This is a genomic window from Microbacterium sp. PAMC22086 (genome assembly GCF_019443525.1).
Classification (GTDB): Bacteria; Actinomycetota; Actinomycetes; order Actinomycetales; family Microbacteriaceae; genus Microbacterium; species Microbacterium maritypicum.
The window spans coordinates 1,264,334-1,291,180 of sequence record NZ_CP080380.1 but is presented as its reverse complement, the minus strand read 5'-3'; the positions used below and the strand labels follow the sequence as shown (position 1 = coordinate 1,291,180).

Genomic DNA, 26,847 nt, shown 5'->3' with positions numbered 1-26,847 from the left:
ACGGCGGGAGTCGAACCCTACGCACACCCGCAGGACGATGCGCATGTTCCGCTGCTCGCCCGGAAGAAGTCATTCTCGCTCACTCGGATCAGGTTGAATCGAGTTCGATCACGGGTTCTGTTGTCACGGTGTTGTCACCACTGCCCCTGCTCGCCGAGGTGCGACGATTCCCGGATGGGGATCATCGGGCTATCATCATCGCGGTTCGTCAGGCAGGCTGCGAGGCCACCGCGAGAGCTCGTCGACCATGACCACCGGTTTCGAGTTTGCGTAGGACGGCACTAGCTCGTTCTCTCGGATCGCCTTCCGGATGGTCTCGAGGCTGTAGCCGGCGGCCGTGGCGGCGTCGGGCAGCGGCAGGGCCAGGCGGAACGGCTGCTCGCCGAGCACTGCAACTATCTCTTCGCGGACAACTCGGCGGACGACGTCTTCGATCAGGCTGTCCATACTGCCCGAGGGTAGCGAGCGGGCGCCCGAGACCCGATACGGTGCTTCCATGACTTTCGGAGATTGGATTCAAGTCGTTGCCGTGCTCGCAGCAGTTGGCGCATCACTCGTCGCTCTGCGGATCGCCTCGAAGGACCGGCAGAACGCGATCAAGATCGCCGAGGATGACCGCCGCAACGCGGCATCCCAGGCTCGCCTCTTGGTGGAGCTCGAAGCCGCCAAGCGCCTTTCCATCCTCGAAGCTCGCGGAGGACACACCGATCCCGTGGTCAGGAAGGACATGGGTGCCGAGACGCTGGCACTGATCGCACTTCTCGGGCCTGATCGGGTACCAAACATGTGGCAGCGTCGAGTCACGAAGACCGACAAAGAACTACGCGACTTCGTCGCGGACGACAGCAAGGAGCAGTTCCTTCGCGACGCGGTCGAGGCAGAGCGCGCGGTCCACGACATTCTCCGCGATCTGAAACATCTCAACTCTCCCCCTGCGGCCTGAGCGTCGCGTGCACGCAAGAAATCCCCCACGCGACCTGTCGGGGCGGATTCTGACGGTCGTTGCAACACGAAGAAAGGATGTCTTCCATCTAATCGGACATGGTCGATAGTCTGTCGTCCGAAGAGGGGACAGACATATTGGTCGCGGTCCATTTATTTTGACTACGTGGACATTCTCTGATGTCCGCGTAGTCAAGATAGATCGGAGACACCATGCGTCGAACACCCCATGCCGTCGTGGGCATCACGCTCGCGCTGCTCATGACCATCGGGCTTGCAGCACCTGCTTCGGCAACAGCCTCTGCCCCGGCAGCAAGGGAAGCCGTGAGCGTCTCGGCCCCACCCGGTGCAGCACTGGCCGCGGCATCGGCGGCTGCTGCGAAGGCGGGTCCGCAACGATGGGCCATCTGTGGGAGTACAAACTGGGGGAGCAAGAATCCTAAGACGTGTAAGTCGTCGTACACGGTGTACGAGTGGAACACGGCAATGCAGCGACCTGTGATCAAGTTCCAGGTGACCAATGGGACGAACATCTGGCCCTATGTCGCGAAGGGGTACCAGGCAACCCAGGACTGGTGCGCCAAGAACAGCCTGACGTGTGGAGTCATCACCTCAGTAGGGGTTACCATCGTATTCGGCTGGATTCAAGCTGCTACCGGATGAATGGGGCCTGAAATGAACACGCGAGAGATTCTGCGCGCCGCCCTGTTGGGCGCAGGTGCTTATGTTTCGTCGCTCCTGATCCTGCTTCTTCTTGGCGTCACGCTCGGCCTGAACGAGTACCTCGTGGTCGCGGCCACGGTGATCGTGCTCTTGCCGATCGTGACAGTCCTGATGCGCCGGCTTCGCAAGAGGCAAGCCTCGCACCGGGCGGCTGCTGATCCAGCATCTCTGAACTAGCGAGCAATCGCGCCGATACTGACCTGCGCAACTGTGTCCAACAGTTGGGAAAGACGCTCGGCTGGGGTGTCCCAGTCGAGCGTTTTTCGGGGTCTGGTGTTGATTTCGTGAGCGACTCGCTCGAGGTCTGCGGGGTCGTGCACAGAGAGGTCAGTGCCTTTTGGGAAATACTGGCGGAGTAGGCCATCGGCGTTCTCGTTGGAGCCGCGCTGCCAGGGTGATACGGGGTCGCAGAAGTAGACGGGGATACCGGTGTCGACGGTGAAGGCTTTGTGGCTGCCCATCTCGCTGCCCTGATCCCAGGTGAGGGACTTCATCAGGTGGGACGGGAGTCTCTCGATGGTCGTAGTGAGTGCGTCGCGCATAGCTTCTCGGCACCGTGGTCGCCCGGGAGGTGGACGAGCATCACGTAGCGGGTGGTGCGTTCAACCAGGGTTCCGATCGCGGACCTCTGGTTTCGTCCGATGATGAGGTCACCCTCCCAATGCCCAGGAACGGCACGGTCGTCGACCTCGGGCGGGCGTTCACTGATCATGACCATCGGGTCGCGTTAGTGGGGCTGCCGCTGCTGCGCTTGCCGGCGCGGCTTGCGCCTGGCTCGCCCGCTGCGCAATGCCTTGTGCAGCTCCCGGCGAAGCTCTCCACGGCCCTGAATGTAGAAGGCAAGATAGATCGTCTCCGGGGCCACGCGGATCTCCTCCCTGTATGGGAACTCGATTCGCAACATCTTCGCGATCTGTTCCGGACTCCACCGCCGATCCAGTCTCTCCTGAATGTAGGCGCGTAGTTCCGCGCTCTGGGCGATCTTCCCCGGCTTCGGGCGAGGCAAACGACTCATTGCCCGTGCGTGGGCTGCGTGTGGTCGATAGTCCCCAGACCGTGGGTGGTGCGTTCCTTCGCAACCCCAGGCTAATCGTTGACGGAGACCTCTCGACCTCCGCCTCGAATTGCCTCACGCCCCATCCCATCCGCCGTCGGTCAGCGATCAAGATCCGCTCCTCCTCAGACAGGTACCGAGACGGCACAACAGCCCCCCACGATCACCGGTCTCGGTGATCGTGGGCGGGGTTGTTTCTTGTTGCTGCGTTTCGAGGGGCCGTTGCGCCACTCGCGACCAGTCTTGATGTTGATGCCCACCGCGCGGCAGGCGGCCCGACTTGAGCACCCCTGCTGCATCAACTCAAAGTAGCGCTGACGCTCTGCCACCAGCTTTCGACGCCCCTGCGGCGACCGAACCGGACGAATCTCGAACTCCATCTACAACTCCCGAATACATCAGGTGTTGCAACGACCCATGGAACTCAAGCGGCTACGTGAGGGGATTCTGCCGTCCTAGCGGGGCTGCGGTCTAGATCATGCGTCTCCCGCGGGTGGAGTTGACACCTCCGGCAACTGACCCGTCTCGAGCTGATGCACCGCCTGCACGAGCGCACCCAAGAACTTGTACATCTCGTGGAGCGCGGTGTCGCGCTGCTCCTCCGGCGCCGCCGATGCGATGTCCGCTTCCATCTGGTTGAGCCTCATCGCGAGCGCCTCTGCGATCGGTGCTCCTTCGCTGATTCGAACGCGGTAGCCCATCGTCCCCTGCCCTTCGCCTCGTTGCCTTCGCTGATCGTTCCATCCTCACCCCGCACGCACCGCATGTTTCATGGAACACGAACCGAGCCAATTGCCGGAGCGTCCCCGGCCGATGTGCGCGGCAGATCCTCGGGCGCTGGCATCTGATCACCCACGGCGTGCAGGCGCCACCCCCCTAGCTCCGGCCTCCATATCCAGGTGAACACGGCAGCGATCGTGACGTCCTCGGGTCCATGTGTCATGCGTGGGTTTGCACCCGTCTCCTCCCGGATGAGCCACACGTACGCGACATCCGGCGCGCTCTTTTTCTGTCGCGCCGTCGATACGACGCTCAGCGTCTCGTCGGAGAGGCCATCTGCGAGAGCGGAGAAATCTCCCCATTGCGTGCGCGACTCCGGAGTGACCCAGAATGACAACGTCTCGGCATGCTGCGCGACGTCGTCGAGGGCGTTCCAGACGCCCACAGTGAGCGCAACAGGGTGCTCAGCGGGTAGAGCGTGCATGGCGAGCTTGGCATCGTCCGCTTCGGTCCAGTGTTCATCGGTCATGCGGCGAGCATAGCGAAGCCGGATTCCAGCTCAGAGGGGCTCAACACGGATTGGCTGTTGCCACTTCAGATGCTCACACTCGACGAAGTAGGCACGCGGGGTCGATGCGAAGCCCGCTAGAAGCGTGGGGATGGTTGCGGCAACTGATGACAGGATAGCCCCGTGGAACGCCAGCCCGGCAGCTGACTTGGGCTCGCGGACCCCCACCCAGTGGAGGCCGGCGGCACGCAGCCCGTCTCGTTCGGTGGTGGTGATCGACTGAGCAATGTCGCGCGTGATGATCGCGTCGAACTCCCTGTCCTGCAACTGCTCGAACAGAGGCAGGTCGAGAACTCCCGTCAACTTCTCATCCTTGTGCGAGCTGAAAATCGCCGACCGGAAGGCTCGCGCGAGCGAACCTGCAATCTGGTGAGGCAGGTTCTCGTCGATGTAAACACGGGGCCGAGTGATACTCACGCGACCTGAACTTCCTCATTGAAGCGCACCGCGTCTGAGGCTGCAGACGCAGATACCGCGGGATAGTACTCAGAGACATCCTCAGGGAATACGGTGACGTAGTCGACCAGCCGCGCGACTGAGTCGAATCCGACACGGGTGCCGTCGACCGTTGGCCAGCCGCCAAGCCGTTCGGGATGGACGGTGAGGTGCTGTGACGGCTGTCGGAAGTTTACGATCGGCCTACCGCGGAAGTCTTCAAACTCGTCGAAGAGCTCTTCAAAGGTGTATTTGGTGATCGCATGGCCGGGCACGTTAGTCAGGTCCATATAGCCGTCCGGGCCTTCGACGAAGATGGCCTTCCCGTCTGTACCAAACCGATACTTCGACGGATGGTCAGTGAGGTCCACGACGGGGAGGTTTCCCCACGCCTTCCTGAGCCGCTGCGAAGACGTACTGGCACGCAGGAACACCATTGTCCGGAGCGCGAGAAGGTCCTGGTACGACCAGAGCGGCGGCCGCTTGGACTTGACACCGGGAACAAGGAGCTCTTCGCGCGCCCACCGCTGCAGCTGGGAGGGGGTGGCGCCTGTGAGCTTGCTGGTCAACAGCAGCGGAAAAGCCACGCCTGCACCCCCTGCTTCGACATGAGTGCATGCTACAGGCATCACCCCACATCGTGATTGCGACCTGCCAGTGGGCGACAGCATCGGAGAGCGCGTCGTCGCCTGCCGTTGGCTGAATGCGAAACAATGCGACTGCGAACAGAATGCGAATTGCCCCGGAGAGAGACGCGAGCACGTCGAGCGGGAGGTGGCCCGTTGAGCGACGATCGGGGCATACCCCCGGGTGTTGTGGTCATGCGAGCGGTATCCCTGCTGCGAGCATCACGGTGCGGACGTTGCCGCTGCGGGTGATGGCGTCGAGTTCGTCGAGGTGTTCGGGCTGGAACCATCTGAGGAGTGCGGCGCGGTCGCGGTAGCGGACGGTGGCGGGTCCAATGGTCTGCTGTGCGATGAGGCCGGGGCGTGCGAGGCGGGTATCACGGCGTCTGCTGCAGCGCTGACGAATGCAGGCTCGGCGTGATCGGCGATCCTGTCGCCGTCCCTACCCTGCATTCCTGTCGCTCTCCATCGCGAGGGAATGCGAAGGCAAGCCACGCGATGCGCTCCTCTTCGGCGACAGAGTAGTGCATGTGCCGCGGCCGCGCACGAGCAAAGGATCCCGATCCTGGTTCGTCACCGCGCTCGAGACGGCAGAGCTCCCCGCATGACGATCCACGACCTGCGGCACACGGCAGCCTCGCTTGCGATCTCGGCTGGCGCCACCGTGAAGCCCGTGCAACGAATGCTTGGGTACAAGTCCGCGGCCATGATTCTCGACGTCTACGCAGACCTGTTCGACGACGACCTGAGCGCGGTCTCGGATGCTCTCGATCAGGCACGCACCGCGGCGAATGCTGTCAATCTGTTGTCACGGGGCGACAGCGGAAGCACGAAGAAGCCCGTAGCCCTTGAGGAATCAAGGGCTATGGGGCTTCCGAAGTGGACGCGACGGCGGGAGTCGAACCCGCAACGCCTTCAGGTATGAACTGAGGCCCGGGACCGCCCGGATCGCCGCGATGGGACTGACGTTACCCGGCCGTGATCTTCCCCGCCAGGATGGTTGCCTGGGATAACCCTATGAGTCTGCGGATGACGCCTCTTCGTCACTCGGCGTCATCGGGCTCCGGGGCGTCGAGGGCGCGCAGCAGGCGTCCGACGGCCTCCCGCAGCTCGCTGCGATGCGGCTCAGACAGGGCCACCGTGTACTCGACGCCCTCGGGGATCCAGAGCAGTCCGTACATGGCTTCGCGCCAGTCCGAGCCGCCGACGGGCCAGCGCGTGCGGTCTTCGCCCACAGCGGTCGCGCCCTGCCACCACGGGCCGAACTGTTCCTGCATCTCGGCGAGCGGCAGCTCCATCACGGCGGCCGCCTCGACCTTCTGCGGCGACCACGACGAGGCGACGAGCACGCGCTCCTCGATCTCGTCCTCCGTGATCTCGCGACGCGTGAACAGCACACGCGTGTGTTCCACCGCGGCGATGCGGTCGACGCGGAACGTGCGCCAGTCGTCCCGATCGAGGTCCCAGCACAACAGGAACCACTTGCGACCGGCCGGGGCCAGGGCATGCGGCTCGACGCGGCGCACGCTCTCGCGCCCTTCCCCGTCGACGTACCGCAGGCGCAGCCGCTCGGTGTCGCGGGTGGCGAGCGCGATCTCCCCCAGCACCTCGGGCGAGACCACCGGCCCTTCTCCGATGCGCGGCGCCTGCACCGATGCGGCGAGCGCGTTCACCCGTTGCCGCAGCGCCGATGGAAGCACCTGCTCCAGCTTGGCGAGCGCCGTGAGCGTCACGTCGGGCCCGCCGACCAGCTGCTGCGTGGCGGCGACGCGGAGTCCGATCGCCATGGTCACCGCCTCGTCGTCGTTGAGCAGCAGCGGAGGCACGGCGCTCCCCGCCTCCAACCGGTATCCGCCGGCGGCGCCGGGCGTCGACTCGACCCGATAGCCGAGTTCGCGCAGCCGATCGACGTCGCGGCGCACGGTGCGCTCGGTCACTCCCAGCCGGGCGGCGAGTTCCGTCCCCGGCCAGTGCCGGTGCGTCTGCAGCAGGTTGAGCAGAGCGAGAGCACGGGAGGTGGTGTCGGTCATGCGTCCCAGATTGTCAGAATATGCGGACGGGATCTGTCCGCATACGTTCTTACGCTCGCTCCCATGAACGAATCCCTCATCGAGACCGAAGGCCTGACCAAGGTCTTCACCGTCAAGAAGACGCCGGTGCATGCCGTGACCGACGTCTCCTTCACCGCCGCCCGCGGCGAGCTCGTCGCCTTCCTCGGTCCCAACGGCGCCGGCAAATCGACGACTCTGCGGATGCTGACCACCCTCATCCCGCCCACCTCCGGCCATGCGCGGGTCGTCGGCCACGATATCCGCACCGACGCGGCGGGGGTACGCGCACGCATCGGGTACGTCGGGCAGCTCACGAGCGGCAGCTTCTCGCAGCGCGTACGCGACGAACTGCTCAGCCAGGGCGCCTTCTACGGCATGTCGCGTCGGGACAGCGCCCGGCGAGCGGACGAGCTCATCGACTCCCTCGATCTCTCGTCCTTCGCGACCCGCAGTGTGCAGCAGCTCAGCGGCGGACAGAAGCGCCGACTCGACATCGCGCTCGGACTCATGCACGCACCTCCCCTCATCTTCCTCGACGAGCCCTCCACCGGACTCGACCCGCAGAGCAGGGCCAACCTCTGGGAGCACATCCTCGACCTGCGCACGCAGCACGGCACGACCGTCTTCCTCACCACTCACTATCTGGAAGAGGCCGACCGCTACGCCGAGCGGGTGATGGTGATGGACAAGGGGCGGATCATCGCCGACGACGATGCCGACTCCCTCAAGGCGACTCTTGCCGGCGACGTGCTCACCTTCGGATTCGCGGATGCCGCCGAGGCGGCGAGCGCCCGCGCCGTGGTCGCCCGTCTCAGCCCGGCGCCGGTGACCGCGGACGGGCAATCGATCTCCCTCGCCGTGCAGGACGGCGACCGGCTGCTCCCGGTGATCGTGCGCGAACTCGACGCCGCCGGGATCCTGGTCCGTCGGGCCACAGGAGTACCGCCGACGCTCGATGACGTCTTCCTCGCCCTCACCGGCCGCACCCTCCGCGATGCCGGAGAAGGAGCGGATGCCACGGGCGAAGCATCCGCTCCCGGCACCCCCGAGAACAGCCCCGCCTCCGACAACCGCACGACAGGAGTCCTCTCATGACCGTCAACGACACCCTCGTGCGCCCGAACCTCGCGCGCGACACCCGGAACGTGCTGACGCGCGAACTCAAGCCCGTGCTCCGCGACCCTTTCACGCTGATCTTCAGCCTGCTGCAGCCGCTCATCTTCCTCGGGCTGTTCGCGCCCCTGCTGATCGGCGACTCCGGACAGCCGGCCGGTGAGACGCTGGCGTGGTTCGTGCCGGGCGTGCTGGTGATGATCGTGCTGTTCGGCACCGGGTCGACCGGGTCGAACCTGCAGTACGAGATGATGACCGGCTCGCACGAGCGCACTCTGGTCGCCCCGCTCGCCCGCTCCTCGCTGCTGGTCGGGCGTGCTCTCAAGGAGATCGCACCGATCGTCGTGCAGGCTCTGGTGATCGTGCTGATCGCCTGGCCGTTCGGATTCGCGGCCGACATCCCCGGTCTGCTCATCGGCCTGGCACTGCTTGCCGTGTTCGGAGTGGGTCTCGGCTCGCTGTCGTACTCGCTGGCTCTCGCGACGAAGGATCGGGAGTGGCTGTTCTGGGGTGTGCAGCAGTCGCTGATCTTCCCGCTGCTGATCCTGTCGGGGATGCTGCTGCCCCTCGACGCGGCGCCCGACTGGATGCGAGCCGTCGCCTCGGTCAACCCGGTCAACTGGGTCGTCCAGGCCGAGCGTGCCCTGTTCGCGGGAGACCTCGGCGATGTCACCGTGTTGTGGGGCTGGGTCTCGGCGCTCGCCGTCGCGGTCGTCGGACTGATCGTCGGAGTGCGCGCGATCCGTCGCAGCAACTGACCGCGCCCGGTGGTGCGCCGCTGCGGGCATGCCGAAACCCAGACGCAGTGGCGCATCATCCGCGCGTCGTGGCGCGACACCCCGACGGTGGAACGAAGCGTCTGGGTTTCGGCAGCGCCGAGGAGCGCGCTCGCTCAGCGCCGGAGGGAGTCGTCGAACGGGTTCGGCTCCAACGTGTAGTCGGTCGACGCGTCCGCCCAGGTTCCGCCGTCGGCGGGCAGTCGGCGTCCGCGCACCGCGGCCAGCGCTCGGGTCGCCGGCGCGCCCATGGCCAGCGCCACCGTCCCTCGTATCGTGCGATCCTCCGCGCCGAGCACACTCGCCCGATGCCAGGCCTCGTGCAGTGATCCGCCGCGGGCCGACGGCACCCGCCGCGCCGGCAGTGCCCCGGAACGCCGCAGCGCCACGAGCTGCTCGACCCGTTCCCACCACGTCGACTCGCCATCGGGATGGAAGTAGTTGTCGCGCAGCCAGTCAGGGTGCGGATGCCGGAAGCGCCCCGCCACGACCTCGCTGCGACCGCCGAGCAGCCCGCTTCCCACGAACACCGTGTTCAGCAGGTTCTTGCTCACCCCGAACGCGTCGAGGGCGATCACGGGCACACCGAGAGCCGTGGCCTCGATCGCGGCGGTGGAGCTCACCGTGACGAGGCCCGCGGCCGTCTCGAGCGCGGTGCTCATCGAGTCGTAGGAGAAGACGAGGTTCGGCGGCAGGCGCGACGGCAGCAGCCCCGCATACGGTTCGCGCTCGAGGTGGGTCTCCGACTCCCCGGGCCGCGAACGCAGCTTCACCACCACACGGCGACCCGGCTCGGCCTCGGCCGCCCGCACGAGCATGGCCGCGATCTCGGCCCGCTGGTCTTTCGCGAGCGGAACGAGGGCCTGCGCGGCGAAGACGACGTCGGTCGCCGGTGGCTTGACCGGGGCAGGCCGCGGAGGGCGCTCGGCGACCGCGACGCCACCGCCCCGCGCGGCAAGACCGGCTCGCCGACCCGCCACCGCATCGATGCCGACGCGCTCCGGACGCAGCATGCGCTGCCGCCGCCGGGCGAACGGGAGGGTGGCGAGCGCCACCGGCGTCTGCACCCCGATGCGGCGGCCGAGTTCTTCGAAGGCCCGCACCTCCCTGTGGGAATGCACGACCAGCAGATCGGTGTGGCGGCGATAGTCCAGCGCCCCGCGCTGGGCGGGGATCGCCATGCCGGGCAGTCCCGAGACCGTGACCGGTCGATGCTCCAACGCGTCGATCACGCGTCCCATCAGCCGCACGAACGGTCCGCGCCCCGCGAGCAGGACCACGTCGGGGCGCTGTCCGGCCAGCCAGGCCTCCGTCTGCGCGAACCCGATGCGGGTGACGTCATCCGGTCTGAGCGTCGTGCCGGCGAGAGCCGTGCGCTGCTGCTCCGCGCTGGCCGTGAGCGGTGTGCGCACGAGCAGCAGGTGCGGGCGCACACCCGGCACGGAACCGAGAAGGGAGGCGGCCCACTTCACGAACGAGTCGGCATCCGCGATGGCGACGACGCGGATGCCGGTGGCCGCCGTCATGCCGGAACGCGGCGCAGCTTCGCCATCGGCGCACGCTCGCTGTCGAACACCCGCTTGACGCCGTCGCCGGTCGCACGCTCGATCACACGGATGTCGCGTACGAGGTGCTCGAGGCCCGTCGGCTCGAGCGAGGCCGCATGGTCGGATCCCCACATCGTGCGGTCCAGGGTGATGTGGCGCTCGACGGCGACGGCTCCGATGGCCACGGCGGCGAGAGAGATCTGCAGTCCGCGCTCATGACCCGAGTAGCCGACGGGCACGCCGGGATAGCGGTCGCGCAGCGTCGCGATCACCCGCAGGTTCGCCTCTTCCGGCTCCAGCGGGTAGGTCGACGTCGCATGCATGAGGACCACCCGATCGGTGCCGAGCGTGTCGAGCGCCCGGTCGATCTGCTCGATGGTCGACATGCCGGTGGAGAGGATCACGGGCTTGCCGGTCTCTCGCAGCGCGATCAGCAGTTCGGTGTCGGTGAGGCTGGCCGAGGCGACCTTGTGGGCCACCACGTTCAGGTCTTCGAGGAACGCGACGCTGGGAACGTCCCACGGCGAGGCGAACCAGTCCAGGCCGAGCATCGTGGCGTGGTCGCCGATCTCGACGTACTCGTCGCGCCCGAACTCGACACGACGGCGGTAGTCGAGGTAGCTCATCACACCCCAGGGCGTCTCGCGCGGAACGTCGCGCATGTGCTCCGGCGTCGAGATCTCCGGAGTGCGCTTCTGGAACTTCACGGCATCGGCACCGGCTCGGGCCGCGACGTCGATGAGCTTCTTCGCGATGTCGACGTCGCCGTTGTGGTTCAGGCCGATCTCTGCGATGACGTAGGCAGGACGCCCGCCGCCGATCACTCGTGAGCCGATGCTGACAGTCATGATTCCTCCGGTGTTCGAGCGTTGGTGCTACCCCTCCTTCCTGGATACGGGCCGAGGATGAACACCGGGCGACCGCCGGGTTACCGGCATCGGTCAGCTCGACAACACCCGCTCGATCAGCTCCCGCACCGCACCCTCTCCACCTCTGCGACGCAGCACGACACGGGCCTCTTCGATCACCAGCGGATGCGCGTTCGCGACCGCGACCGGCCACCCCACGATCCGCATCGCCGGCAGGTCGTTGACGTCGTTGCCGAGGTAGGCGATGTCGCCGAGAGGCACCTCGTTGTCGCGCGCCCAGTTGCGCAGCGCTGTCTCCTTGTCGTCGATGCCGTGCAGCACGGGGACCCTGAGCTTGTCGGCGCGAGCGCGGACCACCGGATTCACCTCGGTCGACAGGATCAGCAGCGGCACGCCGGCTCGGCGCAGCAGGGCGACGCCCATGCCGTCCTCCCGGCTGACCCGCACCCGTTCATCGCCGTCGGCGTCGATGATCGCGGTGTCGTCGGTGTGCACGCCGTCGAAGTCGGTGACGACCGCGCGGACCGGGATGGGCGTGGGGGCCTCGTGCAGGCGGGCGAGCGCACGGGCGACGCGGAGTTGATCCGCATCGTCGATCTCGATCGCCGTCCACTCCGGCACCGCCGCGATGCGGGTCCTGCCGAAGAAGCGGTGCCTGTTCTCGCGGAAGCCCGCGGCACGGAACACATAGAACGCGCCGGTCTCGAGGTGGTGCGGCTCGCGGTCCTGTCGGCGCGGGCGGTGCGCGGCTTGGTGGTTGATCGCCACCGCCTCGCTCCCCTCCCCTTCCCGCCACAGGAACGCATAGGTCTCGTGAGCCGAGAAGACGCTGTCGGCGCGGTCGGAGCGGATCTCCTCCACGGCGTCAGCGAGCGCATCGCTCGGGATGAACGGCGAGGTCGCCTGCAGGAACGCCACGATGCCGACGGCGTCTCCGTTCGCCTCGAGGTCGTCCAATGCATGCAGGATCGCGCTCTCCGAGGTCGCGGTGTCACCGGAGAGCGCCGCGGGGCGACGGACCACCCGCGCGCCGGCCGACGTCGCCACCGCAGCGATCTCGTCATCGTCTGTCGAGACGACGACCAGATCGATGCCGGGTGCGGCGGCCGCGGCGCGGACCGCACGCTCGACCAGGGGCACACCGCCGACGCGCTGCAGGTTCTTGCGTGGCACCTGCTTCGATCCCCCGCGCGCCGGGATGATCGCCACCGTGAGGGGCTTCCGCTCGTCCATCGTCCACATCCTCGTCGTCGCCATCGTCATCGTCCGCGTAGCGCCCGCCACGCACGCCCTGCCCGCCTCCTGGCCCCGAGGGCGTGAAGGCGCCACTCCTCGATCCTGCCCACTCCCCCGGCAGGACGCAGCGCACGACGCAGGGCGTTCTCCGTCGGCGCGCCGGGCAGCCGCAGCTCGGCGAGCCGTCGGGGCGTGAAGTACCGAGCACGCTCGTCGGCGTCGAGGCCACGCAGCAGTTCCTCGGCCCGACCCCGCAGGTGGCCGGCGATCTCCGGCTGCATCGCATAGCCGACCGCGTCGATGAGCAGCTGCAGTCGGGCAGGATCGGCATAGGGCGAGTCCTCACGCGTGAGGGCGTCGACCAGGGTGACGGGAATCCGGTTGCTGTTCTCGAAAGGCGTCAGGGCGGCCAGCACGGTGTCGTTTCCCGCCGAACCGATCGCCCGGCCGAAGAGCGCATGCACGGTCGGCAGCGCGGTGGAGAACCCGGCGACCACCGCCACCGCGTCCAGTCGCTCGGCGAGCAGTTCCGCGGGGAGGGGGCCGCGATACTCCTCGAAGTCGATGCCGCGACGGGCCGCTGCCCCTTCGACGGCGGCGGTCACCAGCGGCGGAGCGGCCGGATGCGGTTTGAACACGATGCACTGCGGTCCCCACTGCGCCGCGCGGTCGACCAGGCGCGTCTGCAGATCGATCTCGGCAGCCGCCGTCATCAGTCCGAGCGCCGACAGATACTGTCCGAGCACGAGCACCGTCGGACCGGCCTCGTCCCGAGGCTCGGGCGAACCGGCATCCGTCTCGCGCAGGGCGGCGGCGAACACCCGCGGCGGCACCGGCACGACCTGTGCACCGGGTGACCCGACGAGCGGTCGGACCCCCGGTACGACATCGGCGTAGACGACCTGTTCGATGCGTGCGGCGACGGAGTAGGGGATCCGCACCCGCATCGGCGAGTACGTCATCAGACCATCGCCGATGATCGTGATGCGCGCCTGCGGGAACAACGCCATCAGTGTGCGGGCCGGCGCGACCTGCGGACTCTGCACGAACAGTTCGAGATCGTGAGGATCCAGATCCCACGCGCGTGCGAACAGCCGCTCCAGCATCGGCAGGTCGGAATCGGCCGGCTCCCACGAACTCGGATGCATGGGCCCGAGCAGGTCTTCCCACGGCTCGATACGGTCGAACCGCGCACGCAGAGATCCGAGCGCCGGGTCGTGCGCGATCCCGACCACCGTCTCGGGCACTCGAGACGAGGTGAAGGGAACCAGGAGGCGCTCGCCGACGGACGCGTCGAGGAGTCCGGAATCGATCCCGGCGACGGCCGTCACCAGGCCATAGGCGCTGTGGAGCGCGAAGATCTGCGTCATGCCGCACTCCCTGCCTGTCGGAGGATGCGCGCGAGCACGCGGCGGCGCGGCCCGCCGAGGCGCCCCAGCACCGCAGTCACCTCATCAGTGGGGAGCCGGCGGAGCATGTCGCGGATCCCGGATCGCATCTCCGTGCGCAGCTGTGGGCTCATCCGCCGTGCGCGCACGAGGTGGTGGGAGCTGAGGGCGAGTGCGGTCCAGACGACCTTGGGCAGGAAGCGCTCCGCCTCCGCGTCCTGCTCGACCACTGAGACGACCTCATTCATGGCCCTGGCGAAGTCGAGTTGCCGCCGATCGTGCACCTGCGTCAGCGATGTGGCGACGCCTCGGCGGTAGAGCAGGGCAGGCGCATCGACCACAGCGAACGATCGGGCCTGCAGGTGCAGTCGCCAGATCCAAGGACGGTCCTCCGCTGTGAACAGGCCCTCGGGGAACGCCGCGAGACCGCTGTCGATGATCCGGCGGTGGAAGAGCCCTGCCCAGGCGTAGGGATAGTCGACCATCGTCGACTCGTTCTCGGGCAGGATCGCCTCTCGCGGCGGTGTCACCCGCTCCCGCCACGGGTGCGGTGCGCGGACGAGCGCCCGCTGTCCGTCGGTCACCGTGACGTGGTCGGTGCGCACGAAGTCGCAGCCGAGCTCCCGCATACGCGACAGCAGTACCTCGAGCCGCCGCGGCTGCATCCAGTCGTCGCCGTCCAGGAAGCAGAAGGCGTCGCCCTCGACATGCGCGAGGCCTTGGTTGCGGGCCGTCGCGAGCCCGCGCGCCGTCGGATTCCGGAGCACCTCGGCGTGATCGAAGCACTGCGCGTACTTCTGCATGAGCTCGCCGGTGTCGTCGCGGGACCCGTCGTCGATGGCCACGAGCTTGACCGCTCCGGCATCGTCGAACTGGCGGGTGAGCGTTTCGAGCGTCGTCCCGATGTACTCGCCGGAGTCTTTCGCGGGCAGGATGACGGTGACGAAGGGTGTGCGCACAGGACTCCCGGAGACGGACGGTGTCCGGGAATGGTGCCAGGCGGTCGTTGCCGGATGGCGACGCGGAGGTGAACGACGAGTGTCCGCGAGACATGCGCGGGGCCGGCACTGCGGTGTGGTCCCGTACCCGAACGGGACCACACCTTCCAGTGCTCAGCACTGCCGAACGTGACACGTTCGGGATGCGGGATCGCGCAGATGCGATCCCGCCTGCCACGCGGCCGCCTGACCCCCATCAGGCGACCCCGAGACCGTTGTGGTCGCCGCGTCGACTTCGAGAAGACGAACGCGGCGCCACGGTAAAAAAATACCCGCTGGAATGATGTGGGCGGTTCGGTTCGCACGCGCTCGCCGCATCGGCGACGATGGGGAGCATGCTCTGGCCCTTCGGATCGACCTGGCGCCCCGTGCGTCAGCGGCGTGGCGACACCGTCGATCTGCGATGGCTCAGCGCGAGGACCTGGACCAGACGCTGGTACCCGCAGGGGATCGACGTCGGCGAATGGCGCGGGCGGCGCACTCTGGCCGTCAGCTGGTTCCGACAGGAGCTCTCGGGGGAGCATCTCGCCTCCCGTGTGACCCTCATCGACCTGGCGCGCTCCCGTCATCTCGACGTCCTGCTCGCGGTCATCGACGACGATGGCGAACTCCAGCCGGCGCGGATCCACGCCGGCGGGCTCGCCTGGTTCGGGGATCGGCTGTTCGCGGCGGCGACCGGCCGCGGCATCTGGGAGTTCGACCTCTCCGACATCCGCGAGGTGCAGGGAGCACGGGCCCACCGGCTCGCCGGGGCCCGTCGTCGCGGCGGTCGCGGCACCGCGCTCATCGCGGTGCGCACCCGGGTGCATCCGATCCCGCTGCGCTGCTCGTACATCGGCCGCGTGTTCGACGACGGCGGCACCCCCCTCCCCCGCGTGCTCATCGGCGAGCACCGCACGGACGAGAGCGGACGGATCGGTGAGTTCTCGATCGCCGAGCACGTCGACGACGCATTTACCGAGGTGGACCGCTTCACCCCCGGCATCAAACGGATGCAGGGCGCGGTCCGCCGGGGGGACCACCACTTCGTCTCGCAGTCGGACCGCCTGCACCCCGGCACGCTGTGGAGCGGTCGGCGCGACGCGCTGACCCCGGATCCCGTCCGACTCCCGGTCGGATGCGAGGATCTGGCCCTCGACCTCGAGGCCGGGCTGCTGTGGTCGCTCGGAGAGCACCCGTGGCGGCGCGTGGTGCGCGGTATCCCGCTCAACCGTCTCGGCATCGCCTCCGGCACCGGCGACGGAGCCTCTTCGCGGCGAACGTAGACTGGAGAGGTGAAGAAGCCCGCGCCTTTCCTCGTCTACACCGTGCTGCGGCTGCTGGCGTTCCTCGTCCCGCTCGCCATCCTCTGGATCTTCCCGATCTTCCGAGAGTTCTGGTGGCTGGCCGCGATCTTCGCCGCACTGATCGGCATGAGCATCTCGATGCTGTTCCTGCGCACGCCGCTGACGGATGCCTCCGCCCGGCTGCAGGAGCGCCGCGAGAGCCGTTCCTCCGGCGGCCAGGCCGACGCGGACGCCGAGGACGAGGCGATCGAAGGCTCGACCGGCCCCGTCGACGGCGACGCCAAGGCCTGAGGCCGGCTCAGCCCACGAACGCCCAGAACAGGGCGCCTGCGTACAGCAGCGACGTCAGCGACGTGAGCGCGAGTGCGGTGACCAGCTCCTTCGGCTGACGGTAGGACCAGACGATCGCGATCGCCGGGAGCCCCGCCAGCAGAGCCAGCAGTGAGATCCACGCGATCGGGAACAGCAGGGCCAGGAAGGCCGCGATGCCGAACGGCGCGAGCACGAAGAGCGTGAACAGCACCTGGGTCGCCCTGCGCCCGATCAGCACCGTCAGGGTGCGCTTGCCGACCTCGCGGTCCTGGTCGATGTCGCGCAGGTTGTTCGCGAGCAGCACCGCACAGGCGAACAGCCCCGCGGCGATCGCACCGAGCCAGGCCTGCTGCGGCAGGGAGAAGATCTGCACCCAGGTCGTGCCGAGCGTGGCGACGAGCCCGAAGAAGACGAATACGAAGACCTCGCCGAGTCCGGCGTAGCCGTAGGGGCGCTTGCCGCCGGTGTAGAACCATGCGGCGACGATGCAGGCCGCGCCCACCGCGAGCATCCACCACTGACCGGTGCGCACCACGATCGCCAGACCCACGAGGCCGGCAAGCGCGAAGAACACGAGTCCGATGATCAGGACCGTGCGAGGCTTCACCCGCCCGGAGGCGGTGAGACGCGCGGGACCGACCCGATGTGCGTCGGTGCCGCGGACGCCGTCGCTGTAGTCGTTCGTGAAGTTCACGCCGATCTGCAGCAGCACCGCGACGGCGAGGCAGGCGAGCGCGATGACCCAGTGGAACTCGGGTCCGGTGCTGCGCGCGGCTCCCGTGCCGATCACGACCGGTGCGATCGCGAGAGGGAGGGTGCGCAGACGAGCCGCCCCGATCCAGTCGGCAGCCGTCACCGGGCCTGCTTCGACGGCCGGACGCTTCGCCGGGTTGCCGCTCGTGCGGACCGGCGTGCGCTTCGCGGTCGGGGTCTTCTTCTTGCGCTGGGAGGATGCTGCCACGCAGGGAATCCTACTGGCCGGGCCCATGCCCGACCTCAGCGGGACGACGGATCAGGCGTTCGGGTTGCTGTCCTTGCCGTCGAGCCACAGGGTGTCGGACGCATCGCCATGAGCGCCGCCCTTGCCCACGTGCTTGTCGCTGATCTGCGGCCCCTTGGTGATCACGTGCACGAGTGCCATCGCGTGCCCCTGACCCAGCCTGTAGTCCTCTTTCAGCCAGGCGACGATCGGCGTCGCCTTGGTTGTCTGGTCGAATCCCTTCTCGGTGGGGAGTTCGATGAACTGCCGCGGGGTGAGACCGGTCTTGGTCTCGATGTTGTCGAGGTATGCCTGGAAGGACATGTGTGCTCCTGATGGTCAGGCCTCGTCGATGCACGTGCAGACGAGGGGCCGGATGTGCCTCGAAACTCAGCACCGGGCTCCGACGCTCCGGGAGTGGTACGTCGGCGGCGCACCAGAGAGGCTGCTACTCGGTCGAGCCCACCGGGATGATCGGTCGGTGCTCGTAATAGGTCTGCAGCACCACGGTCGTGCGGGTGCTGACGTTCGCCGCGAGTCTCACATCGCGCACCAGCTCTTCGAGCGCACGGGGAGACGGCACCCGCACGAACAGCATGTAGCTGGCGTCGCCGGCGATGGAGTGGCAGGCCTCGATCGCGTCGAGGTGCTCGAGCAGCTCGGGGGCGTTGTCCGGCTGAGCGGGGTCGAGCGGGGTGATCTCGATGAATGCCGAGAGCGGGGTGCCCACCTGCTCGGGGTCGAGGATCGCCTGATATCCGGAGATGACCCCCCTCGTCTCCAATCGGCGCAGGCGCGACTGCACGGCAGAGACCGACAGGCCGACGGCGTCCGAGAGCTGGGAGAGCGTGGCGCGGCCGTCGCGGGAGATGGCGGTCAGGATCGCGCGGTCGACAGAGTCATCCATAGCTGTAAGATTATCGTCAGGATTCCGTTTACACAGGAATCTTTCCGTCAAAAACTCCGATCGGAGGTCCCGATGTCCCTTCTTTCCGCCAACAGTTCCGCTGTCCAGGCCATCGTCGGCGAACCCGAGGTCGTCGAGGACGCATCGATCGCCGAGCAGTCCGCCGCCTGGGCGCAGCTCAAGGATGCCGCGATCGCGATCCGCGAGATGCAGATCAAGGACGGCTCGATCCCGGATGCCGCGCACCACGCCGCGGCCCGCGAGCTCGTCGGTGCGCTCACCGCCGCGATCCGCGCGCTCGCCCCTGCCTTCCCGCACGACGCCGAGTACCTCGCCGCATCCGTGGTCGACTTCGACCGTTGGGCCGCCTCGGACTTCGGGGTGCCCGACTTCCTCGACTCGCTGATGGCCTTCCAGCCACAGCAGCACCGTGTCGACGGCATCCGCCACCTCGTGGTCTTCCCGATGTACACGCAGAACGGATCGAGCGACCGCCTGGTCGAGGCGCTGATCGTCGAGACGATCTGGCCGGAGTTCATCGCGGCGCTCGAGGCCGGCGACTACGGCAACAAGCTGTTCGTCTCGCTGCGCCTGGTCGACTTCACGCCCGGCTACGACACGAACTCGGCTGTGCTGTTCCCCGAGACCGTCGCGATGCGCGAGATCCCGACCTTCACCTGGGGCGCGATCTTCCAGGACCGCGAGGCCGCCCGGTACCGCCGCGTCACGCGCGCCGCTGCCGCGATCACCAACCTCGACCTGCCGGAGCGCGCGAGCGCGATGCTCGACGACCAGCAGGTGGCCGAGAAGACCTTCGTGATGTGGGACATCATCCACGACCGCACCCACATGCGCGGCGACCTGCCGTTCGACCCGTTCATGATCAAGCAGCGGATGCCGTTCTTCCTCTACTCGCTGGAGGAGATGCGCTGCGACATGACGGCGTTCCGGGAATCGGTGAAGATCGAGCGTGCTCTCGCTGCCCGCATCGCCGCCGGTGAAGAGCTCACCGAGACCGAGCAGGAGATGCACGACTACGCGCACCTCGTGCAGTACGCGGTGATCTTCGACCGGATCTTCCGCTTCTCGATCACAGGCACCCGCACGCGCAACTACGACGCGGTCGGCGGACAGCTGCTGTTCGCGTGGCTGCACCAGCGCGGTGTGCTGCACTGGACCGACACCGCTCTCGCGTTCGACTGGGACAACGTGCCCGACGCCGTGGTCGCTCTGGGCGATGCGATCGACGATCTGTACTGGCACTCGATCGACCGTCCCAAGGTCGCGCACTGGCTCGCCGCGTACGAGCTCGTCCGGGGCACGCTCACCCCACACCCCGCATCGCAGTGGGCCCGCGGCCTGTCGGACGAGATCCTCGCCGGCGCACCGAAGGGCTACACGGATGCCGTGATGGACGACGAGTTCCCGCTGTCGATGTTCTTCGAGACCCTCGACAAGAAGATGAAGCCGATCATCGAGTCGACCGTGGGCATCCGCGGCACCGACGACTGACGATCACGCGCGCACCGCGCGCGTTCCGAGTGTGACGCTGGGGTGCACCGCACTGCGGCCGGAACCTGTTCTGCGGATACCTCCGCGGGTTCCGGCCGCAGAAGCCCCTCCGACCCGGAAGAGTGGAAGACATGGCTGAACACACCGACTCGACGGCTTCCACGCGCACCGTGGTCCTCGCCGGAGCCACCAGCGCGGCCGGTCTCGCCACCGCGCGTGCGCTGATCGCTGCGAACGCCCGCGTCATCGCCACCGGTCGCTCGGTCGAGCGCCTGCAGGAGCTCGCCGACGCCGGGGCTCAGATCGAGATCGCAGATGCGACCTCCTTCGAGGACATGACCGCCCTGGCTTCCCGGATCGGGCCCGTGGACGCGGTGGTGCCGCTGGTCGGAGGCTGGCGCGGAGGCGGGGGCCTGGCCGGGCAATCCGATGAGGACTTCGCCGCCCTGCTGCCGGCCCTGCACGCCGTTCGCGCCACGAGCCGGGCCTTCGACGATGCGCTGCGCGCCTCCGATGCCGGACGCTTCGCGATCGTGTCGTCGACGTCTGTCGCACGCCCCCTGGCCGGTGGGGCCAACTATGCCGCCGTCAAAGCCGCGAGTGAGGCCTGGACGAGAGCCGTCGCTCAGGGCTATGCGAAGGCCGCACGCGAGTCCGGCGAACGGCTGCGCGCAGCATCCGTCGTGTTCCGCGCGAAGGCGCTCGATCCCGAGGCCCTGGCCGCACGGATCGTCGCCCTGTGGGCCGAGGACGCCGCCGAGCTCAACGACCGGGTGTTCGATCTGGGCTGAGCCGCCGGTGTGATCACGGCCTCGTGCGCCTGCTCCGTCACCGGGTTTCGGGCGGCATCCCCGGGACGACGGGAGGAGCATCGGCGTGCCTGGCCGCGGCATGGCCCTTCTCGCGGTCGAGCGCGACCGTGGTCTCGCCCGCGCTCTCGTTCCCTGGCGCCTCGATCACCTGCTCCGGAGCCTCGGCATAGAGGTCGGTGAGCCTGCGGTACGACCGGGTGAAGAACGCCAGCGTGGCGGCGACGACCATGATCAGTCCGGCGAACAGGCAGATGAGGGCGATGCCCCGAGCTTCGCCCTCACCGAGCAGCCACCCCCACTGCTGCTGCCCCTCGGCGGTGTTCATGTACGGGATGATCAGGAACTCGGCGATCGGGGCGATCATGAACGCCGTGATCGGCGCGGCGGCGGCCTCCATCGCGGCAGCCACGCCGAAGACGCGGCCCTGCCGCTCGAAAGGCACGACCTTCTGGATCACGGTCTGCTCGGCGGCCTCGACGGGCGGCACCAGAGCCATGTACACCCACATGCCGACCACGTACAGCGGCCACCACTCCCGCAGCATGAACACCGACCCGAGCAGCCCCATCGCGATGACCACGAGCAGCATCGTGCGCATGGGCCTGGGGCCCAGACCGAACTTGGCGACCAGCCCGCCGCCGACCAGGAATCCCGTCGAGGCGAACGCCAGCGCGAAGCCCCACGTCTGCGCGTCGAAGAGCGTCAGTCCGTAGGGATCCATCAACGCCATGTAGACGCCGCCGATGAGGTTGTTGAACGTGGAGAAGATGATCAGCGCGAAGAGCCCGGGAGCCAGACGGATGGCGCGCACGCTTCCGCGGAAGTCGAGTGCGCTGGAGGCATTCGGGTCGGGTTCGGGAGTCCCCTCGGGGATGCGCACGAACAGCAGATGCACGAACGTCATCGCCATGGCCGCGATGGCGATCGCGAGCGTCCACCCCATGCCGAGGAAGCCGATCGAGAGCCCCGAGAAGACGCTCGTCACCAAGAAGGCGATGCCCTGCACCGTGCCGACCAGGCCGTTGGCGTTCGCGCGCTTCTCTTCAGAAATGAGCAGGGTGACCGTCGTCGACAGCGCGATGTTGCGCAGCTGCTCGATCACACCGCCGAACAGGATGACACCCGAGAACAGCCAGAACCAGGGCCCTCCCAGATCGAGAAGAGCGGCCTCGGGCTGCCACAGGTAGAGCGCTCCGGCCACGAGGAACGCTCCGGCGGAGATCACGCTCGAGATCACCATGACGGTGTGTTTGCGGTTGCGGTCGACGATCGTGCCGAACGCCATCGCGAAGAACGCGACGAAGAGCATGTAGGCGCCGCCGATGATGCCCGTGGCCAGCACCGACCGCGTCTCGATGTAGACCCAGAACGTGAGCGCGAACCACAGGAAGCTCGTCGTCACGTTCGCGATGAGCGTGTTGACGAGGACGTTGGCGAAAGCCCTCTTCGCTGAGGTGCGCTCCATGGTTTCGAGGGTAGAACCGCCCACCGACATTGGGAAGTCCCCACCGGGTCGGAGGCCCGATCACCGGACCGAGAGCAGCACCGGGACAATTAGGCTGGGGAGGTGAGCATCCAGCATGACCCCGCGATCCGGGGCTTCGCCAGTGACAACTACTCCGGCATCCACCCCGAGGTCCTCGCGGCGATCGCCGCGGCCAACGGCGGCCACCAGAGCGCCTACGGGGAGGACGCGTACACCGCGCGCCTGCAGGAGGTGTTCCAGGAGCACTTCGGTGACGGCGTGCAGGCGTTCCCGGTGTTCAACGGCACCGGCGCCAACGTGACCGGCCTGCAGTCGATGCTGCCGCGCTGGGGCGCGGTGATCGCCGCCTCCACCGCGCACATCAACGTCGACGAGGCCGCGGCCCCCGAGAAGATCGGCGGCTTCAAGCTGCTCACGGTCCCCACCGACGACGGCAAGCTCACCCCGGAGCTGATCGACCGCGAGGCGTGGGGCTGGGGCGACGAGCACCGCGCGCAGCCGCTGGTCGTCTCGATCACCCAGACCACGGAGCTCGGCACGCTGTACACGGCGGAGGAGATCCGCACGATCGCCGACCACGTGCACGAGCGCGGCATGAAGCTGCACCTCGACGGCGCCCGTCTGTCGAACGCCGCCGCCGCCCTCGATCTGCCGCTGCGTGCATTCACCCGCGACGCCGGCGTCGACGTGCTCGCCTTCGGCGGAACCAAGAACGGCGCCATGCTCGGCGAGGCGATCGTCGTGCTGAACCCCGAGGCGGCCGACGGTCTCACCTACTCGCGCAAGTTCAACATGCAGCTCTCCTCGAAGATGCGGTTCGTCTCCGCCCAGCTGATCGCGCTGCTGGAGGGCGACCTCTGGCTGCGCAACGCCCGGCATGCCAATGCCATGGCGGCGCGCCTGCGCTCCGAGATCGAGGCCGGGATCGCCGACGGATCCATCCGCGGTGTGGACTTCACCCAGCCGACCCAGTCCAACGGCGTGTTCGCCACGCTCCCCGACGGCGTCGCCGACCGGCTCCGCGACTCGTTCCGCTTCTACGACTGGGACGCGGCGCTCAAGGAGGTGCGCTGGATGTGCGGCTTCGACACCGAGGAAGCCGACGTCGACGCGTTCGTCGCCGAGCTCGCCCGCCTCACCACGGCCTGAGCTTCCGGAGAAGTCAGCGCAGGAGGCCGAGGCTCGCGAGAGCCTGGCGGATGAGCGTGCCGCGACCGTTCTCCATCTCGGCGGCGACCGCATCGGATGCGGCGGCCTCCGGCGAGAACCAGGTGACCTCGAGGGCATCCTGGCGCGGCTCGCACGTACCGGTGACCGGCACGACGAAGGCCAGGGACACGGCGTGCTGCCGGTCGTCATGGAAGGCGCTCACGCCGGGCATCGGGAAGTACTCCGCGACGGTGAAGGGCAGCGGCTGCGGCGGCATCAACGGGAAAGCCATCGGACCGAGGTCGTTCTCGACATGCCGGAACAGGGCGTCGCGCACCGTCTCCCCGAAGCGGACGCGCCCCGACACGATCGTGCGCGTCATCTCCCCCATCGGCGTGGAGCGCAGGAGGATGCCGATCTCGGTCACCTGGCCGGAGCCGTCGGTGCGCACGGGAATCGCCTCGACGTAGAGCATCGGCAGACGGCGTCGCGCCTCTGCGAGCTCGAATTCGCTCAGCCAGCCGGGGTTCGCATCCGGGGAGGGCGGGTTCGACTCCCGGAAAGCGCCGAGACCTTCGTCGTCGGGCTCCGGCTCGGGATCAGGTGTGCGGACCGCCATGTGTCCTTTCTACCAGCCGCCTTCCTGAACCGACACCGTGTGCACGTCGGTCGCCCCTGGCAGGATGACGATGTGAGCGAGAACCTGACGATCGACGACACCGCGACCAGATGGTCATCCCCCGACCGCGGCGGGATGCCGCTGCTGGTCCTGCTCCACGGCTACGGTGCCGACGAGCACGACCTGTTCGGACTCGTCCCCTACCTCCCCGAGGGCATCGCCGTCGCATCCGTCGCCGCGCCCCTCGCACCCCCGTGGCCGATGCCAGGGCGCTCGTGGTATCCGATCGAGGGACTCGACGGACGCAGCTCCGCGGCCGTCACCCTCGCGGCGGAGTCCTTCCTGCGCTGGCTCGACACGGCGGCGACCGAGGCCCCCTCGATCGCGCTGCTCGGCTTCTCGCAGGGCGCGGCGGTGTCTCTGCAGGCCCTGCGGCTGGCACCCGAGCGGTTCGGCGCGGTGGTGGCGCTGAGCGGCTATGCGTCCCCGGGAGAGCTTCCGAACGACGAGGCCCTGCAAGAGCTGCGCCCACCCGTGTTCTGGGGCCGAGGAACGCACGACGACGTCATCCCACCCGCGCTGATCGATCACACCGCGCAGTGGCTGCCCACGCACTCAGAGCTGTCGGGCCGGGTGTACACCGGACTCACCCACAGCATCTCCGAGGAGGAGCTCACCGACGTGCACCGGTTCCTCACGAAGTGGCTCGACGGGGTCGCCGCGAGCTAGCCACATCGTCGTGGTCGACGACCGAGCCACGAACCGACACGCCCGGGGTTGCGGGAATGCGACACGCCCGGGTATCGTCGTGGAGTCCTGTCCGCCGTGTCTGGAAGTCCTTTGATCTGATCCGTCGCCTCCGCGCTCTTCTTCCCGCGCGCTGACCCGACGATCGCTGACTCCACGGCAGACCCTCCCCTCCGCATCCTGTGACGCGTGTCACGAGCCGGTAGGGCTCGGTGTCAGTGCACCCATGCACTCGGCAGGAGACACTCATGTCAACCCCCACCGCTCTTCACCCATCGGTCGTGCTCGACCGACTCACCTTCACCTGGCCCGACGGCTCGATCGCGCTCGACGGCGTCTCGGGCGCATTCGGCTCGGGACGCACCGGCCTCGTAGGTCGCAACGGCGCGGGCAAATCCACGCTGCTGCGGCTGATGGCAGGCTCGCTCGAAGCCACATCGGGTGCCATCACGGCATCCGGCGAGGTCGCGTACCTTCCGCAGCAGTTGACTCTCGACGTCGACCGCCGCGTCGCCGAGCTCCTCGGCGTGTCCGCGGCACTCGACGCCGTGCGGGCGATCAGCGCGGGCGACGTCGACCCCGTCCACTTCGATGCGGTCGGCGACGACTGGGACATCGAGGCGCGCGCCGAGGCGTCGCTGGCGGAGGCCGGGCTCGCTCCGGAGTTCCTCGACCGCAGGGTCGGCGAGCTGTCCGGCGGCGAGGCCGTGCTCGTCGCGATCGCCGGCATCCGCCTGCGCCGTGCACCGATCACGCTCCTCGACGAGCCGACCAACAACCTCGACCGCGACGCAAGGACCAAGCTCGCGGCGATGGTGCAGGCCTGGAAGGGCACGCTCATCGTCGTCAGTCACGACCTGTCGTTGCTCGAGCTGATGGATGACACCGCCGAGCTGTACGCCCAGACGCTGAGCGTGTTCGGTGGCCCCTATTCGCAGTGGCGCGCCTGGCTGGACGCCGAGCAGGATGCCGCGAGCAAGGCCGAGGTCACCGCCGCCCAGGCGTTCCGCAAGGAGAAGCGCCAGCGGATCGAGGCCGAGGTAAAGCTCGCCCACCGCACCCGCACCGCGAAGAAGGCGGAGATCGAGAAGCGCGTCCCGAAGATCGTGGCGCACGGCCGCAAGATGGCCGCCGAGGTCTCAGCGGGCAAGCTCCGCACCGAGGTCGGGGCGAAGGAGGATGCCGCACGATCGGTGCTCGACGAGGCCGGGCGACGTGTGCGCTCCGACGCCTCGATGAAGATCGAACTGCCCGATCCGCAGGTGTCGCGCAGCCGCCGTATCGCGACGATCGGCGATCACGAACGGGCCTGGGTGATCCAGGGGCCGGAGCGTGTCGCGCTGATCGGCCGGAACGGTGCCGGGAAGACCACGCTGTTGGAGCGGTTGATCGCCGCCGGTGTTCACGACTCGGAAGGAACGGCTCCCGACGGGCCAGAGGGGGCGGAGCGCGTCGGATCCGGGACGGAAGCCCTGGGTCGTGCGCGGCCGCCTTTGCATGCCGAAGCCCACACCGATCTGATCGGCTACCTGCCGCAACGCGTGGACGGCCTCGACGAGCGGCGGTCGGTGTTCGAGAACATCGCCGCCGCGGCGCCGCACGTGCCGGAGAAGGAGCTGCGCAACCGGCTCGCCCGTTTCCTCATCCGCGGGGCCACAGCGGAGCGTCCGGTCGCCGCCCTCTCCGGCGGCGAGCGCTTCCGCGTCACGCTGGCGAAGCTGCTGCTCGCCGACCCCGCACCGCACCTCGTGGTGCTCGACGAGCCGACCAACAACCTCGACCTCGACACGGTCGCCCAGCTCGTCGAAGCCCTCCGCGCCTACCGGGGCGCGGTGCTCATCGTGAGTCATGACGATGTGTTCCTGCGGCGGCTGGATCTCGACCTGACACTCGAGATCGATGCGGAGGGCGCGCTCCAGGAGGTCTCACTGGAAGCGTGATGCGGACACGACTGCGCCGGCCGATCGGGTGATCGCATCGTCTTCGTCGAGG

29 protein-coding genes, 1 tRNA gene and 1 pseudogene are annotated in these 26,847 nt (G+C 68.0%); 13 read left to right on the top strand and 18 right to left on the bottom strand.

From position 1 onward, the window contains the following. Positions 1–195 precede the first annotated feature (195 nt). Positions 196–447, bottom strand: coding sequence for a hypothetical protein (locus KY497_RS06445; RefSeq protein WP_219870114.1), 252 nt, complete (start codon positions 445–447; stop codon positions 196–198). A 49-nt stretch (positions 448–496) separates the two neighbouring features. Here KY497_RS06445 and KY497_RS06440 point away from each other — a divergent pair, with 49 nt between their 5' ends. The 3 genes from KY497_RS06440 (at position 497) to KY497_RS06430 (ending at position 1,842) form a co-directional block, all read left to right on the top strand. Beyond that, entirely contained in the window at positions 497–943 is a 447-nt protein-coding gene (locus tag KY497_RS06440; RefSeq protein WP_219870113.1) for a hypothetical protein, read from the top strand. Between the two features lie 236 nt (positions 944–1,179). Further along, positions 1,180–1,605: a hypothetical protein gene (locus KY497_RS06435; RefSeq protein WP_219870112.1), complete on the top strand. Its 426-nt coding sequence runs from the start codon at positions 1,180–1,182 to the stop codon at positions 1,603–1,605. 12 nt (positions 1,606–1,617) lie between these two features. Further along, positions 1,618–1,842, top strand: a complete 225-nt coding sequence (locus KY497_RS06430) for a hypothetical protein (protein ID WP_219870111.1) — start codon at positions 1,618–1,620, stop codon at positions 1,840–1,842. Here the strand turns inward: KY497_RS06430 and KY497_RS06425 are convergent. From KY497_RS06425 to KY497_RS06405, 5 genes and pseudogenes are all read right to left on the bottom strand, one after another. Then, positions 1,839–3,018, bottom strand: a pseudogene (locus KY497_RS06425) (IS30 family transposase). The gene KY497_RS06430 and the pseudogene KY497_RS06425 sit on opposite strands and share 4 nt — an antisense overlap. Positions 3,019–3,195: 177 nt before the next feature. Beyond that, entirely contained in the window at positions 3,196–3,351 is a 156-nt protein-coding gene (locus KY497_RS06420; RefSeq protein WP_219870110.1) for a hypothetical protein, read from the bottom strand. A 137-nt stretch (positions 3,352–3,488) separates the two neighbouring features. Beyond that, positions 3,489–3,968, bottom strand: a complete 480-nt coding sequence (locus KY497_RS06415; RefSeq protein WP_219870109.1) for a hypothetical protein — start codon at positions 3,966–3,968, stop codon at positions 3,489–3,491. Between the two features lie 30 nt (positions 3,969–3,998). Continuing rightward, complete coding sequence (locus tag KY497_RS06410) at positions 3,999–4,424, bottom strand: hypothetical protein (protein WP_219870108.1); 426 nt, start codon at positions 4,422–4,424, stop codon at positions 3,999–4,001. Further along, positions 4,421–5,029: a DUF433 domain-containing protein gene (locus KY497_RS06405; protein ID WP_219870107.1), complete on the bottom strand. Its 609-nt coding sequence runs from the start codon at positions 5,027–5,029 to the stop codon at positions 4,421–4,423. Before KY497_RS06405 ends, KY497_RS06410 begins: the two co-directional genes overlap by 4 nt. A gap of 517 nt (positions 5,030–5,546) precedes the next feature. Here KY497_RS06405 and KY497_RS06400 point away from each other — a divergent pair. After that, positions 5,547–5,993, top strand: a complete 447-nt coding sequence (locus KY497_RS06400; RefSeq protein ID WP_308813133.1) for a tyrosine-type recombinase/integrase — start codon at positions 5,547–5,549, stop codon at positions 5,991–5,993. On the opposite strand, the gene KY497_RS06395 is transcribed toward KY497_RS06400, so the two are convergent. Both KY497_RS06395 and KY497_RS06390 read right to left on the bottom strand, forming a co-directional pair. Next, positions 5,949–6,024, bottom strand: a tRNA-Met gene (locus KY497_RS06395). The genes KY497_RS06400 and KY497_RS06395 overlap by 45 nt on opposite strands. 87 nt (positions 6,025–6,111) lie before the next feature. Next, the gene (locus tag KY497_RS06390) at positions 6,112–7,098 is read right to left on the bottom strand and encodes a YafY family protein (RefSeq protein ID WP_219870106.1); all 987 of its coding nucleotides are present in this window, start codon (positions 7,096–7,098) and stop codon (positions 6,112–6,114) included. A 63-nt stretch (positions 7,099–7,161) separates the two neighbouring features. On the opposite strand from KY497_RS06390, the gene KY497_RS06385 reads away from it, so the two are divergent. Then, positions 7,162–8,214, top strand: coding sequence for an ABC transporter ATP-binding protein (locus tag KY497_RS06385; protein WP_219870105.1), 1,053 nt, complete (start codon positions 7,162–7,164; stop codon positions 8,212–8,214). Beyond that, entirely contained in the window at positions 8,211–8,990 is a 780-nt protein-coding gene (locus KY497_RS06380; RefSeq protein ID WP_029260020.1) for an ABC transporter permease, read from the top strand. Before KY497_RS06385 ends, KY497_RS06380 begins: the two co-directional genes overlap by 4 nt. A gap of 134 nt (positions 8,991–9,124) precedes the next feature. On the opposite strand, the gene KY497_RS06375 is transcribed toward KY497_RS06380, so the two are convergent. The 5 genes from KY497_RS06375 to KY497_RS06355 form a co-directional block, all read right to left on the bottom strand. Further along, the gene (locus tag KY497_RS06375) at positions 9,125–10,534 is read right to left on the bottom strand and encodes a DUF6716 putative glycosyltransferase (RefSeq protein WP_136024433.1); all 1,410 of its coding nucleotides are present in this window, start codon (positions 10,532–10,534) and stop codon (positions 9,125–9,127) included. Next, positions 10,531–11,403 carry an N-acetylneuraminate synthase family protein gene (locus KY497_RS06370; protein ID WP_029260018.1) on the bottom strand — a complete coding sequence of 291 codons (873 nt, stop codon included), beginning with the start codon at positions 11,401–11,403 and terminating at the stop codon, positions 10,531–10,533. The genes KY497_RS06375 and KY497_RS06370 overlap by 4 nt, the downstream gene beginning before the upstream one ends. Positions 11,404–11,496: 93 nt before the next feature. Continuing rightward, positions 11,497–12,657 (bottom strand): acylneuraminate cytidylyltransferase, encoded by a 1,161-nt coding sequence (locus tag KY497_RS06365; RefSeq protein WP_258185940.1) that lies wholly within the window; start codon positions 12,655–12,657, stop codon positions 11,497–11,499. A gap of 26 nt (positions 12,658–12,683) precedes the next feature. Then, on the bottom strand, positions 12,684–14,030 hold the full coding sequence (locus KY497_RS06360; protein ID WP_219870103.1) for an alpha-2,8-polysialyltransferase family protein: 1,347 nt from the start codon (positions 14,028–14,030) through the stop codon (positions 12,684–12,686). After that, a complete protein-coding gene (locus tag KY497_RS06355; RefSeq protein ID WP_219870102.1) occupies positions 14,027–15,007 on the bottom strand; it encodes a glycosyltransferase family 2 protein in 981 nt (326 codons plus the stop codon). Before KY497_RS06355 ends, KY497_RS06360 begins: the two co-directional genes overlap by 4 nt. Before the next feature lie 374 nt (positions 15,008–15,381). Between KY497_RS06355 and KY497_RS06350 the strand changes: the two genes are divergently transcribed. After that, positions 15,382–16,311 carry a hypothetical protein gene (locus KY497_RS06350; protein WP_219870101.1) on the top strand — a complete coding sequence of 310 codons (930 nt, stop codon included), beginning with the start codon at positions 15,382–15,384 and terminating at the stop codon, positions 16,309–16,311. Positions 16,312–16,320: 9 nt separating this feature from the next. Then, positions 16,321–16,623: a DUF4229 domain-containing protein gene (locus tag KY497_RS06345; RefSeq protein ID WP_141387473.1), complete on the top strand. Its 303-nt coding sequence runs from the start codon at positions 16,321–16,323 to the stop codon at positions 16,621–16,623. A 7-nt stretch (positions 16,624–16,630) separates the two neighbouring features. Here KY497_RS06345 and KY497_RS06340 read toward each other — a convergent pair whose 3' ends face one another. From KY497_RS06340 to KY497_RS06330, 3 genes are all read right to left on the bottom strand, one after another. Beyond that, positions 16,631–17,605 (bottom strand): 1,4-dihydroxy-2-naphthoate polyprenyltransferase, encoded by a 975-nt coding sequence (locus KY497_RS06340; protein WP_200942440.1) that lies wholly within the window; start codon positions 17,603–17,605, stop codon positions 16,631–16,633. Between the two features lie 51 nt (positions 17,606–17,656). Next, positions 17,657–17,947, bottom strand: coding sequence for a DUF4287 domain-containing protein (locus KY497_RS06335; protein ID WP_219870100.1), 291 nt, complete (start codon positions 17,945–17,947; stop codon positions 17,657–17,659). Between the two features lie 124 nt (positions 17,948–18,071). After that, positions 18,072–18,530, bottom strand: a complete 459-nt coding sequence (locus KY497_RS06330; protein ID WP_017829260.1) for an Lrp/AsnC family transcriptional regulator — start codon at positions 18,528–18,530, stop codon at positions 18,072–18,074. Positions 18,531–18,602: 72 nt separating this feature from the next. On the opposite strand from KY497_RS06330, the gene KY497_RS06325 reads away from it, so the two are divergent. Further along, positions 18,603–20,042 (top strand): DUF6421 family protein, encoded by a 1,440-nt coding sequence (locus KY497_RS06325; RefSeq protein WP_055865696.1) that lies wholly within the window; start codon positions 18,603–18,605, stop codon positions 20,040–20,042. A gap of 131 nt (positions 20,043–20,173) precedes the next feature. Continuing rightward, entirely contained in the window at positions 20,174–20,833 is a 660-nt protein-coding gene (locus KY497_RS06320; protein WP_219870099.1) for an SDR family oxidoreductase, read from the top strand. A 37-nt stretch (positions 20,834–20,870) separates the two neighbouring features. On the opposite strand, the gene KY497_RS06315 is transcribed toward KY497_RS06320, so the two are convergent. Next, on the bottom strand, positions 20,871–22,319 hold the full coding sequence (locus KY497_RS06315; RefSeq protein ID WP_219870098.1) for an MFS transporter: 1,449 nt from the start codon (positions 22,317–22,319) through the stop codon (positions 20,871–20,873). Positions 22,320–22,421: 102 nt separating this feature from the next. On the opposite strand from KY497_RS06315, the gene KY497_RS06310 reads away from it, so the two are divergent. Beyond that, positions 22,422–23,489, top strand: coding sequence for a low specificity L-threonine aldolase (locus KY497_RS06310; RefSeq protein WP_219870097.1), 1,068 nt, complete (start codon positions 22,422–22,424; stop codon positions 23,487–23,489). A 13-nt stretch (positions 23,490–23,502) separates the two neighbouring features. Here the strand turns inward: KY497_RS06310 and KY497_RS06305 are convergent, their stop codons facing one another. Next, on the bottom strand, positions 23,503–24,108 hold the full coding sequence (locus tag KY497_RS06305; RefSeq protein ID WP_017829271.1) for an NUDIX hydrolase family protein: 606 nt from the start codon (positions 24,106–24,108) through the stop codon (positions 23,503–23,505). Between the two features lie 72 nt (positions 24,109–24,180). On the opposite strand from KY497_RS06305, the gene KY497_RS06300 reads away from it, so the two are divergent. Then, a complete protein-coding gene (locus tag KY497_RS06300) occupies positions 24,181–24,837 on the top strand; it encodes an alpha/beta hydrolase (RefSeq protein ID WP_174799593.1) in 657 nt (218 codons plus the stop codon). Positions 24,838–25,103: 266 nt separating this feature from the next. Then, positions 25,104–26,795, top strand: coding sequence for an ABC-F family ATP-binding cassette domain-containing protein (locus KY497_RS06295; RefSeq protein WP_219870096.1), 1,692 nt, complete (start codon positions 25,104–25,106; stop codon positions 26,793–26,795). Positions 26,796–26,847 lie beyond the last annotated feature (52 nt).